The sequence below is a fragment of the Aestuariibaculum sediminum genome (assembly GCF_014596945.1).
In the GTDB taxonomy this organism is placed as follows: domain Bacteria; phylum Bacteroidota; class Bacteroidia; order Flavobacteriales; family Flavobacteriaceae; genus Aestuariibaculum; species Aestuariibaculum sediminum.
In genome coordinates this window covers 18,503-32,120 of sequence record NZ_JACVXB010000009.1, presented here as the reverse complement: position 1 = coordinate 32,120, position 13,618 = coordinate 18,503, and the positions used below count along the sequence as shown (strand labels likewise).

General features: G+C 35.5%; 5 protein-coding genes. All 5 read left to right on the top strand.

All coding sequences use genetic code 11. From position 1 onward, the window contains the following. Positions 1–61 precede the first annotated feature (61 nt). The gene (locus ICJ83_RS15220) at positions 62–1,291 is read left to right on the top strand and encodes an MFS transporter (RefSeq protein ID WP_188231270.1); all 1,230 of its coding nucleotides are present in this window, start codon (positions 62–64) and stop codon (positions 1,289–1,291) included. Then, positions 1,272–3,119, top strand: a complete 1,848-nt coding sequence (locus ICJ83_RS15215) for a trehalase family glycosidase (protein WP_188231269.1) — start codon at positions 1,272–1,274, stop codon at positions 3,117–3,119. Before ICJ83_RS15220 ends, ICJ83_RS15215 begins: the two co-directional genes overlap by 20 nt. Positions 3,120–3,409: 290 nt before the next feature. Further along, a complete protein-coding gene (locus tag ICJ83_RS15210) occupies positions 3,410–5,707 on the top strand; it encodes an NADP-dependent malic enzyme (protein ID WP_188231268.1) in 2,298 nt (765 codons plus the stop codon). Between the two features lie 53 nt (positions 5,708–5,760). Next, positions 5,761–6,342 (top strand): Holliday junction branch migration protein RuvA, encoded by a 582-nt coding sequence (gene ruvA / locus ICJ83_RS15205; protein WP_188231267.1) that lies wholly within the window; start codon positions 5,761–5,763, stop codon positions 6,340–6,342. A 6-nt stretch (positions 6,343–6,348) separates the two neighbouring features. Beyond that, positions 6,349–13,614 (top strand): T9SS outer membrane translocon Sov/SprA, encoded by a 7,266-nt coding sequence (sov, locus tag ICJ83_RS15200; protein ID WP_449369430.1) that lies wholly within the window; start codon positions 6,349–6,351, stop codon positions 13,612–13,614. Positions 13,615–13,618 lie beyond the last annotated feature (4 nt).

Here is a 13,618-nt window from a genome sequence, read left to right as displayed (position 1 = left end):
TTTGTTAACACCGCTTAAAAATATTTTTAAGCGGTGTTTTAATCGAAACCAAAACAATTGAATGAAGAATCTTGGTATTAAAATCGCTCTTTACGTAAATTATTTCGTATTCGCCATATTACTTAACAGCGTTGGTATTGTTATAAAACAGGCTATAGATAATTACAATGTAAGCGAAACCAATGCCAGTGTATTAGAGGGGTTTAAAGATTTGTCCATTGCCTTTGTGTCTTTTTTTGTCGCATCATTTCTTCCTAAAATTGGTTATAAACGAAGTATGCTAATCGCGCTTTTTGTAGTCTTTTTTGGGTGTTTATACATGTATTATGGAAATACTTTTGGCAGTACTAAAATTTTGTTTTTAACCATTGGTATTGCCTTTGCCTTTATTAAGGTGTCCGTATATTCCATGATAGGACTTTTAACAAATTCGCCGCAGGAGCACGGAAGTTTTATGAGTTCTATAGAAGGATTTTTTATGGTGGGCATAGCCTTAGCCTATTTTATTTTTCCTGCTTTTTTTGATGAAACTAATCCAGATGCGTGGCTAGATGTATATCTGTTTTTAGCTGGATTAATAGCGGTTTCCTTTATCTTATTGCTCTTTTCAAAAATTGAAGTAAAACCAGAGATATCCAATAAAACTATAACGCAAGATTTTATAGCTATGTTAAAGCTTATTGTTGCGCCGTTAGTTATCTTTTTTGTTATCAGTGCCTTTTTATTTGTTATGGTAGAGCAAGGGATTATGACATGGTTGCCAACGTTTAACAAGTCTGTATTGTCTTTAAATGATACATTAAGCGTCCAAATGGCAAGTATTCTGGCAATCTCTCTTGCGGTAGGTAGATTGTTGGCTGGAGCTTTAGTAAAAAAAGTATCTTGGTTAACCATATCAGTTACCTGTATTGTTGTTGCCATGATAATTGTAGCTGTAATTCTTCCAAAGGTTTTTGGTTTAGAAACAAATGAAATTACAAATGTATCCGATATACCTTTTATAGGTTTTATATTTCCAATTATTGGGCTGTTTATAGCGCCCATCTATCCCTTAATCAACTCAGTGGTGCTTTCTGCACTTCCAAATAAACTGCATAGTTCAATGACAGGTTTAATTGTTATTTTCTCTGCACTTGGTGGGACTTTAGGGTCAAGAATTATTGGCTACCTCTTTGAGCATATTGGAGGTCAAAAGGCATTTTTCTTCATGATTATACCAATGACAGTCTTAATTATATCCCTGTTAATGTTGAATAAAACTATTAAAAAACATGAAGTTATTAATTCATAGAGATAAACTTATTGAACTTTTAATTAACCAGGAAGATACTACTGGAAGTTATACTATTACGGTAGAAGATCATGGTAAAAAGTCTTTGATAGTTGATAATATAAATGGGGAGCCTGTTACCATCGAAGGCACATATTATTTAGCTAATTTACTACAGGAAACAGCTTTATTAAATGAAGAAACAGGAGTTGTAAATTTGGAACATGTATTTGAAGCGCCTGTAACAAGACTTTCAAGAGTTATAAAAGATTATTACTGGGATAAGTTAACTCGTAGCTTTGATGACGATGGCTTACTTGAAGTATTGGAAGATGAGAAAATGCAAGGGGATTATTTAAGACTCTATGTGCCAGAGTCGGATATAAATGCACTTCAGTTTTATAAGAAAAAAACAGAAAAGCATAGTCATGTAAAAGTAGAAGCTATCCCGGAAAACATCTCGAAGGAATTAATTTTAGCCTTAAACCAAAAACCTGGGATTTTATCTTTGGCCTATTCGCAAATTCAAGGGCATAGCCGTCCTTTTGTTGTGCCAGGAGGAAGGTTTAATGAAATGTATGGATGGGATAGTTATTTTATAAGTCTCGGACTTATTATAGATGATAAGTTTGAATTGGCTCAATCTATGATTGACAATTTAGAATATCAAATTATTCATTACGGAAAAATACTTAATGCCAATCGAAGCTATTATTTATCAAGGTCACAACCGCCATTTTTTAGTTCTTTTATAAAAGAAATGTATACGGCTTATGCGTTCGATTTACCTGAGGGCTGGTTAAAACAAAAACTTTGTACAGCAATTACCGAGTATTTTAACGTTTGGATGACTAAAGGTGTGCGTTTAACAGAAAATGGATTGAATAGATATTTTGGAGAAGGACAGGGGGCTCCGAGTGAAACAGAACCTGGACATTTTGATGCAATTTTAAAAATCTACGCTAAAAAACATAATTTACCTTTAGAAGAATTTAAAGCAAAGTATGATGATAAGCAGCTCATAGACGAAGATTTAGATATGTATTTTGTGCACGACAGAAGTATGCGCGAAAGTGGACATGATACTACTAACAGACTCGATGGCTGTTCGGCGCATTTAAACACGGTCGATTTAAACAGTTTGCTATACAAATACGAATCCGACATAGCTTATTTTATTGAACATTGTTTTGATGATAACTTTACTTTTAAAGGAGAAACATTTAGTTCTAAAGACTGGTATGAACGCGCTAATCATCGAAAAGGTTTAATGGATAAGTTCATGTGGAACAAAGAGATGGGATGCTATTACGATTATAATTTTAAAACGCAAGAACAACAACCCTGTAGTTCAGCTTCAAATTTTTATCCGTTATGGGCCAATCTTTGTAGTCAGGAACAAGCCAATAAATTGTTAAATCACTTACCAGAAATAGCTTTTAAAGGCGGTATAGTGTCAACAGCACGTTTAGTAATGTTGCCAGAAGACATGCCAGATCGTCAATGGGATTTCCCTTTCGGCTGGGCACCACACCAAATGCTAATTTGGGAAGGGTTGGAAAATTATGATTTTCATGAGAAAAGTCAGGAGCTAATTTACCGTTGGCTTTGGCTTATCGTAAAAACGGCGGTAGATTATAACGGTTTAATTCCAGAAAAATTTGATGTTTTCCATTGTACGCATGAAGTAAATGTCGAATACGGAAATGTTGGAACTAACTTTAAATATGTTCCCGATGGTGGATTTGGATGGACCAATGCCTCCTTTAAATTGGGTGTAAAGTTATTGGATGAAAAATATATTAAATTGTTAAATGCAGTAACCGACCCAGACGTAATATTCAAATAAAAAACATAACCAAACTTACCAACTACAAAAAGGGCTTTATAATGATAAAGCCTTTTTTTTGGAAATTAAATTTATTGACATAAATGTAATTCATATATTAAAATATCATTATGTCGAGTTTGATTCGTACAAAATTCAAATGAAAATTATAATATTAGTAATCAAATGTGTGTTTTGAAAGTAATATAATACACGATTTAGTTAAAAAAGTATCATTAAAAACTTATAAGATAAACCGTTTACCTAGAGGAGTATTATTATATTTGCCTAATTAGTTAACTAATTATCATATGAGCCAAGAAAGTAAACGTAGAGAGGCACTTATATACCACGCAAAACCTACTCCAGGAAAAATTAAGGTCGTACCAACCAAAAAATATGCCACACAAAGAGATTTATCTTTAGCATATTCGCCAGGGGTTGCAGAGCCATGTTTAGAAATCGAAAAGGACAAAAATAATGCTTATAAATATACAGCAAAAGGCAATTTAGTAGCAGTAATTTCCAACGGAACAGCAGTTTTAGGATTAGGAAATATTGGTCCTGAGGCATCTAAACCTGTTATGGAAGGAAAAGGGCTTTTATTTAAAATATTCGCCGATATTGATGTTTTTGATATTGAAGTAGATACTGAAGACGTCGATAAATTTATCGAAACTGTAAAAAATATTGCACCAACTTTTGGTGGAATAAACCTAGAAGATATTAAAGCACCTGGAGCTTTCGAAATCGAACGTCGATTAAAAGAGGAGCTTGATATTCCGGTAATGCACGACGACCAGCATGGTACAGCCATAATTTCTGCGGCAGCTTTAATAAATGCCTTAGAGTTAATTGGGAAAAAAATAGAGGATGTGAAAATCGTAATCAGTGGTGCAGGAGCCGCAGCGATTTCATGCTCTCGTTTGTATCAGGCTTTTGGAGCAAAACGTGAAAATATGGTCATGCTCGATAGTAAAGGTGTGATTAGAGACGACAGAGATAATTTATCAGCAGAGAAAGCCGAGTTCGCAACCCATAGAAAAATTGACACTTTAGAGGAAGCTATGAAAGATTCTGATGTGTTTATTGGTTTGTCTATGGCTAATGTACTCTCTCCAGAAATGTTACTGTCAATGGCTAACGACCCAATCGTTTTTGCTATGGCAAATCCAGACCCTGAGATTAAGTACGATTTGGCGTTGGCTACGCGTAAAGATGTCATTATGGCGACAGGGCGTAGCGATCATCCTAATCAGGTAAATAATGTTTTAGGATTTCCATTTATTTTTAGAGGCGCTTTAGATGTTCGTGCTACAAAAATTAACGAAGCTATGAAAATGGCTGCAGTTGAAGCTTTAGCTCGATTGGCTAAAGAACCAGTGCCTGAACAAGTAAATATAGCTTATGGAGAAACTAAATTAACCTTCGGTAAAGAGTATATTATTCCTAAACCATTTGATCCTCGTTTAATAGCTGAGGTTCCTCCAGCTGTTGCTAAAGCAGCTATGGAAAGTGGGGTTGCGCAAGAGCCTATCATCGACTGGGAAGGGTATCAGGATAAATTACGTGAGCGTTTAGGATCCGATAATAAAATGGTTCGATTGTTACTTAACAGAGCTAAATTAGACCCAAAGCGTGTGGTTTTTGCTGAAGCAGATCAATTGCAAGTATTAAAATCGGCACAAATTGCTTATGAAGAAGGTATTGCAATTCCTATTTTATTAGGAAGAAAGGAAGCTATTGAGGAATTAATGGCCGAAATTGAATTTGAAGGTGACGATGTATTGATTATCGATCCTAAAACAGAAGAAGAAAATGATCGTAAAAACAGATACGCAAAAGTATACTGGGAACAGCGTAAACGAAGAGGCGTTACCTATTATTCAGCACAACGATTAATGCGAGAACGTAATTATTTTGCTGCCATGATGGTAAATGAAGGCGATGCCGATGCAGTAATTACAGGGTATTCTAGAAGTTATCCAACAGTGGTGAAGCCAATGTTAGAACTTATTGGTATGGCTAAAGGAGTAAAACGTGTAGCTACTACAAATGTTATGATGACCAAGCGAGGCCCATTATTTTTAAGCGACACTTCTATAAACATTGATCCAGATACCAAAACACTTACTAAAATTGCGCAAATGACTTCGCAAGTGGTTAGAATGTTTGGTATGACACCAGTTATGGCTATGACTTCATATTCAAATTTTGGTTCATCATCCGATCCTAAAGCATCAAAAGTCCGTGACGCTGTAGCTTATTTACATCGCTATTATCCAGATATGATAATAGATGGAGAATTACAAACGGATTTTGCTTTAAATGCCGAGATGCTTAAGGATAAATTCCCGTTTTCAAAACTGGTAGATAAAAAAGTTAACACCTTGATATTCCCTACTTTAGATTCTGCTAATATCACTTATAAGCTCTTAAAGGAGCTTAACGAAGCGGAGTCTATTGGGCCAATAATGATGGGTATGCGTAAACCGGTTCACATCCTTCAGTTTGGAGCCAGCGTAGATGAAATTGTAAATATGACGGCTATCGCTGTAGTAGATGCACAGCAAAAGGAAAAACAGGAGAAGGAAAAGGATGACTTATAACGATTGATTTTTAAATAATTTTATTACATTTGAAAGTATACCAATTGCTATAAATGATTACACATATTCAAGGGAAACTTGTAGAGAAGAATTTAACAGATGTTGTTATAGATTGTAATGGAGTAGGATATTTGTTAAATATTTCACTTCATACCTATTCCGAAATTCCAAATAACGAGAATTTAAAACTATATACGCATTTACAAATAAAAGAAGATGCCCATACCTTATATGGGTTTTCTTCTTTAATAGAGCGAGAAGTTTTTAGACTACTCCTCTCTGTAAGTGGTATAGGTGCCAGTACGGCGCGTACTATGTTATCTTCCCTAACGCCAAAACAAGTCATTGAAGGTATTGCCTCCGGCGATGCTCCACTTATACAATCTATAAAAGGTATTGGAGCAAAAACGGCGCAACGTGTTATTATCGATTTAAAAGATAAGGTTCTTAAAATTTATGATTTAGATGAAGTTTCTGCTACAAAAGACAATACCAACAAAGATGAAGCGTTATCTGCTTTAGAGGTACTTGGTTATGTTAGAAAGCAGGCGGAGCGCGTTGTAGATAAGATTTTAAAAACAGAACCAGAAGCAACCGTCGAAAACTTAATTAAGCAGGCTTTAAAAAATTTGTAAAGAATTTTGAATATAACTAACCTTCTTTTTCAAAAATTGATTAACACAGCAAAAAAAGAGCATTTTAAAACGTTTTTTTTATCTGTGGTTTTTTTGTTTGTAGGCCTAGGTTGGTCTTATGCTCAGGATTCTTTAAAAACAGGGGCTAGTCTGGGTACCATTAAAACCCCAAAGCCCGAAAGCATCGATGCTAAATATACTTACGACCCTGTAACGAATCGCTACATTTACACCGAAAAAATAGGGTCTTTTAATATTAAGTATCCGGTTATTTTAACGCCACAGGAATATTACGATTTAGTGGCTAAAGAAAGTTTAAGGTCGTATTACAAAGAAAAAATAGATGCCTTAGATGGTAAAAAGGATGGTACTGAAGATGCTCAAAAGAACCTGTTGCCTGAGTTTTATGTAAAATCTGGGTTATTTGAAAGTATTTTTGGTAGCAATACTATAGAGGTGGTGCCTCAGGGATCGGTAGAGATGGATTTAGGAGTTTTATTCTCAAGGCAGGATAATCCCACATTTTCTCCTCGAAACCGCAGCAATTTTACTTTCGATTTCGATCAGCGTATTAGTTTAAGTTTGCTAGGTAAGGTTGGAACCAGACTTCAGGTAAATGCTAATTACGATACACAATCAACATTCGATTTTCAAAATCTTATAAAATTAGAATACACGCCAACAGAGGATGATATTATTCAAAAAATTGAGGTTGGTAATGTAAATATGCCATTAAATAGCTCTTTAATTACTGGGGCGCAAAGTTTGTTCGGTGTTAAAACACAGCTTCAGTTTGGTAAAACGACAGTTACGGCGGTCTTTTCTGAGCAACGTTCAGAATCTAACCGAGTTATAGCTCAAGGAGGCGGTACTTTGGAAGAGTTTGAATTATTTATTCGCGATTACGACGAAAACAGGCACTTTTTCCTAGCGCAGTACTTTAGAGAAAATTACGATCGGGCATTAGAGAATTATCCATTTATAAATAATAAAGGGTTACAAATTACCCGATTAGAGGTTTGGATAACCAACAGAAGTAATAAAACTGATAATGTTAGAAACATTGTGGCGCTTCAGGATTTAGCCGAAACCGATAAGGTCGATTCTAATGTTAATGTATTTGGAGCTCCAGGGGTATTTCCAGACAATGGTAATAATGCATTCGACCCCACAATTGTTGGTGGTCCCAATTCTCAGCTAAACGATGCGATACGAGATATTTCAACGGTTCATAACGGTTTTAATATATCTGGAGTAAATGAAGGTTTCGATTATGCCAAATTGGAAAATGCGAGAAAATTAGAAAACGGCAGAGAGTACACCTTTAATAGTCAATTAGGTTACCTTTCTTTAACGCAGCGTTTAAATAACGATGAGGTGCTGGCTGTAGCTTTTCAGTTTACTGTTGGAGGAAATGTGTATCAGGTTGGAGAGTTTGCTAACGATGGTGTAGATGCCACCGATGTAACAACAAACAGTTCTGGACAGGTAACCAATGTGGTAAATACAAACTTAGTTTTAAAATTATTAAAAAGTAGTGTTACAAACGTCGACAGATACATCTGGGATTTAATGATGAAAAACGTTTATGATACGGGAGCTTATAACCTAAGTCAAGAAGATTTTAAATTAAACATATTTTACAATGAAGCTTCACCTTTAAACTTTATAAAACCCGTAGGGTCAGATTTTACTAAAGATGTTTACGGAAACCCGTTAACGGCCAATACGCCAGAAGAAGCAAAAATTCAGAATACACCCTTATTACGAGTATTTAATTTAGATAAGTTAAATTTTAATAACGACCCGCAAACCAATGGTGATGGTTTTTTTGATTTTGTCCCAGGTATCACAGTAATTCCGCAAAATGGGAAAATTATATTTACCAGCGCAGAACCTTTTGGAGAATATCTTTTTAATGTTCTGGGTGACGGAACATATACTGATGAAACAACCTATAACGACGATCAGAAAAAGTACGTTTACGATATTCTTTATAACAGTACTAAAACAGCTGCTTTAGAAGAGGTAGAGAAAAACAAGTTCAAATTAAAAGGGCGTTATAAATCTACTGGCAGCGACGGTATTCCTATAGGTTCCTTTAATGTACCGCGTGGTTCTGTAAAAGTAACAGCAGGAGGTCGTGTATTAGTTGAAGGAGTTGATTATACTGTAAATTATCAATTAGGACGGGTTCAAATTTTAGATGAAGCTTTAAAAGCATCAAATACACCTATTGAGGTTTCTACCGAGAATAATGCCGTTTTTGGTCAGCAAACAAAGCGTTTTACCGGATTTAATGTCGAACATAAATTCAACGAAAATTTTGTGCTTGGCGGAACATTTTTAAATTTAAATGAACGACCTATCACACAAAAGGCTAATTATGGTTCGGAGCCTATAAATAATACGATTTTCGGATTAAACGGAAATTACGCAACTAAAGTGCCATTCTTAACACGAATGGTTAACAAATTACCAAATATAGATACCGATGTAGAATCGAATGTATCGTTACGTGGTGAATTCGCTTATCTTGCTCCTGGAGCTCCTAAACGAACCAGTTTAAATGGTGAAGCAACTTCATATATTGATGATTTTGAGGGTACCCAAAACGCTATCGATTTAAAATCGCAGCAATCCTGGTTTTTATCCAGCAGGCCTTTAGAATTGAATGTGGCATCTAACCCAAATGAGGATGAAAATGGTATTCAAAATGGGTACCAGCGCGCCATGCTTAACTGGTATAATATCGACCCAATATTTTACAGTGGGCAACGTCCCAATGGCATCTCCGACAACGACATGTCTAGTTTGTATACAAGTCGTGTTTTTATTAACGAATTATTTCCAGATCGGGATTTAGTTCAAGGTCAAAATTCGGTGCTATCTACATTAGATTTAGCATATTACCCAACCGAGCGTGGACCCTATAATTTCGATCCTAACACTACTAATAATGTAATTAGCAACCCGCAGGATTCCTGGGCAGGAATTACACGTCAGATAACTTCAACCGACTTCGAACAGCAAAATGTGGAGTACATAGAATTTTGGCTGCAAGATCCATTTCATGAGAACCCGTCAAACCCTGGTGGTACATTGGTGTTTAACTTAGGTAATATTTCCGAAGACATTATTAAAGATGGTAAAAAGTTGTATGAAAATGGTTTGCCTAAAGATGGCGATATAAGTTTATTGAATCCAACCGAATGGGGTACGGTGGCGCCATTAAACCAGTCCTTAATTTACACGTTCGATACTACAGGTCAGGAACGCGATAATCAAGATGTGGGTTACGATGGTTACGATGACGCAGAAGAGCTCGCCATTTTCGGTAATAATTTTGGTGAAGATCCATCAAACGATAATTACACCTATTTTTTAAATGCTGAAGGAGATATTTTCGAACGTTACAAAAAGTATAATGGCGTGCAGGGAAATACACCTGATACTTTTTCTAATACCGATCGTGGTGCAAATACGCAACCAGATGTCGAGGATGTAAATCGCGACAACACGATGAATACTATTAATAGTTATTTTGAATATGCCTTACCTATTAGCCGTCAAAATTTGCCGCAATCGAAAGACGATTTTGAAAATTTACCCAACAGTAATCCTTTAAAGGAATTCTTAAGAGATTTTAAAGAACCTGTGCGCAGGATGCCAAATGGAGATAATGTGCCTGTAAGATGGTATCAGTTCAGGATTCCTATTAACGTGCCATTAGAGAAATTCGATGATAATAATATACCAGAGTATAAACGATATGGTGGAATTAGCGATTTCCGCTCGATACGCTTTACACGTATTTATTTGAAAGATTTCATACAACCTACTGTTATGCGTTTTGGTTCGTTAGAGTTGGTGCGAAGTGAATGGCGTCGATATACACAGGCTTTAGATAAAAATGACCCAACCCCAGAAGATGCGCAAACCGATTTTTCGGTAGGTGTAATAGGTACTATTGAGAACGAAGGAAGTTATCAACGTCCACCCGGAATTGAACCGGAACAGTTGTTTAATAACAACACGGTAGTAGATCAGAATGAGCAATCGCTAGTGGTTAAAGTATGTAATCTGGAAGCTGAAGACGCAAAGGCGGTCTATAAAAATATAAGTATAGATATGCGTCAGTTTAAGCGCTTACGAATGTTTATTCACGCAGAAGACGGTGAAGATGGCACTGGTAATTTAACAGATAACGATGTTGTTGGATTTATTAGAATGGGTAACGACCTTACAGAAAACTTTTATCAAATTGAAATACCTTTAATGATATCTACTTCGGAAACGAGAGAAGGTATATGGCCAACTGAAAATGAGATTAATTTACCGGTTGAAATTTTAACCAAAATAAAAGCGGAAGGTATATCGCAAATGACACTCGGAAATGAAGATCCAACATTTTACGATGTGGTAAACGGTGACATTAACTTAGTGTCAGACCCATACTCAGGATATGTAACAGGACAACATCGGGTAGGAATTAAAGGAAATCCAAATTTTGGTGATATTAGAACACTTATGGTCGGTGTAAAAAATGCAACCGACAGCGAGTTATGTGCCGAAGTTTGGTTTAACGAATTGCGATTATCCGATATGGATAACGAAGGAGGTTGGGCTGCTGTGTTAAGTATGGATAGTAATGTGGCCGATTTTATGAATATTTCGGCAACTGGTAGGCAAAGCACATCAGGATTCGGAGGTATAGAGCAAGGTCCAAGTCAGCGAAGTCTGGAAGATGTGAAACAGTATGATGTTGTGACTAATGTTAATGTCGGACAACTATTGCCAAAAGAGTGGGGAGTTCAAATACCGTTTAATTATGGGCAAAGTGAGGAATTAATTACGCCTAAATACGATCAGTATTACGAAGATTTAACTTTAGATTCCAGATTGGATGCGGCGCAATCAAATGGAGAACGGGAACGGATCAAGCAACAATCGGAAGATTATACCAAACGTAAGAGTATTAATTTTATAGGGGTTCGTAAAATAAAAACAAATGAAGAAAGAAAGCCTCATTTTTACGATGTAGAAAACCTGACCTTAAATTACTCATATAACAAAGTAGAGCATAGGGATTTCGAAATCGAAAATTCTGTAAATAAATCGATACGGGCCGGGGTTAATTATGCATACAATTTTGAGCCGCTAAGAATTGAACCATTTAAAAATAAGGATTCGCTATTTACAGGAAAGTATTGGAAATTATTAAAAGATTTTAATCTTAACTTACTGCCGGCTAGCTTTACCGTTAATACCGATATTAATAGACAATTTAATAAGCAAAAATATAGAGAAGTTGAGCTCGCTGCCGGTAATATTGCTATCGAAGAATTGTTTAGAAGAAATTACATGTTCGACTTTCAGTACACCATTAATTATAATTTAACCGATGCTTTAAGTTTCAATTTTACAGCAGCTAATAACAATATTATTCGTAACTATTTTAAGAATACTGTTGCAAATGAGCAATTGCAGGATCCAACTTTAGATGTATGGGATGGCTTTTTTGATTTTGGTGATCCTAACAGGCAAATGCAGGAGTTAGGTATAAACTATCAGGTACCGTTTGAAAAAATACCAGCTTTAAATTTTATTAATGCTACGTATCAATACAGTGGTACGTTTCAGTGGCAAAAAGGATCAGACCTTTATGGTAATTTGGAAGTCGATGGCGTAACCTATAATTTAGGAAATACAGTTCAAAATTCAAATGTTCATAATATAAATACAAGATTCGATTTAAATCGTTTGTATCGAAATATAGGTTTGGTGAAAAAACCAGTTAGAAGAAATACATCAACAACAACTAGAAGTAGTAATAATCCGCCAAATCCATCAGACAACCAGTCAAAACCTAAAGGCGACACGGGTACAAAATTTTTAAATGCGGGTATCGATATTTTAACGAGCGTTAAGAATATTCAATTAAATTATTCAGAAAATAATGGGACGTTTTTACCAGGTTACCTTCAAACACCTGGATTTATTGGAACACTAAAACCAACCTTAGGGTTTACTTTTGGTAGCCAAAATGATGTCAGGTATTTAGCGGCAAGGAATGGTTGGTTAACATTGTTTCCTGAATTTAATCAGCAATACACAACTTCGCATAGTGAAGATTTTGGGTATACTGCTACAGTTGAGCCTGTAAGAGATTTAAAAATTGATTTAACAGGAAACAAACTTTATGTAGATAATTATGCCGAAAATTACAGGGTTAATAATGTAGCAGGAGCCTACGAATATGAATCCTTAACGCCTAATAATTTCGGTAACTTTAGTATTTCAACCATATTACTTAAAACGGCATTTAGTGCGAGTGACGAAAATTCAAGTGATGCATTTAATGATTTTAGATCAAATCGCTTAACGATTGCCAGAAGATTGGCTCAGAAACAAGGTGTAAATTTAAATGATGTAGATGCAGACGGATTCCCAAAAGGTTTCGGAAAAAATAGTCAGGCCGTTTTGTTACCAGCCTTTTTGGCGGCCTATTCTGGTACCGATGCCGGTAAGGTGAAAACCAGTGCTTTTAGAAATGTGCCCATACCAAATTGGAATTTAAAATATACAGGGTTTATGAAATTCGAATGGTTCAAAAGGAATTTTAGGCGTTTTTCTATAAACCATGGTTATACTTCTAATTATACAATCAATCAGTTTCAAACTAATTTAGATTATGTTCAGCCAGATTTTTCAGTCGAATACGATAGTCAACCAGCCGATGTAAAGAACCAGTCTGGCAATTATAAAAATAAAACCTTATTCAGTAACATTAATTTAATGGAGCGTTTTAGTCCGTTGGTGCGTATAGATTTTGAAATGAAAAACTCAATTAAAATATTGGCAGAAATTCAAAGAGACCGTTTGCTGTCGCTGAGTTTTGATAATAATTTAATGACCGAAGTACAAGGTAAAGAGTATACCATAGGCTTGGGCTATAGAATTAAAGATTTGCGTATTCATTCAAATTTAGCAGGTCCAAGTAAACGAATTATTAGTGACCTTAATATGAAAGCTGATATTTCGGTAAGGGATAATAAAACCATTATCAGGTATCTCGATTTAGAAAATAACCAGATTACTTCGGGCCAAACCATTTGGAATTTCAAATATTCGGCCGACTATGCATTTAGTAAAAACCTAACGGGTATTTTTTACTTCGATTATGCCTTCTCCGATTACGCGATAAGCACAGCATTTCCGCAAACAACAATTCGATCGGGTGTTACGCTGCGATATAATTTTGGGAATTAACACA

Coding starts and splice junctions, on each gene's coding strand:
- ICJ83_RS15220 (WP_188231270.1), top strand. CDS start 62: ATGAAGAATCTTGGTATTAAAATCGCTCTTTACGTAAATTATTTCGTA.
- ICJ83_RS15215 (WP_188231269.1), top strand. CDS start 1,272: ATGAAGTTATTAATTCATAGAGATAAACTTATTGAACTTTTAATTAAC.
- ICJ83_RS15210 (WP_188231268.1), top strand. CDS start 3,410: ATGAGCCAAGAAAGTAAACGTAGAGAGGCACTTATATACCACGCAAAA.
- ruvA (WP_188231267.1), top strand. CDS start 5,761: ATGATTACACATATTCAAGGGAAACTTGTAGAGAAGAATTTAACAGAT.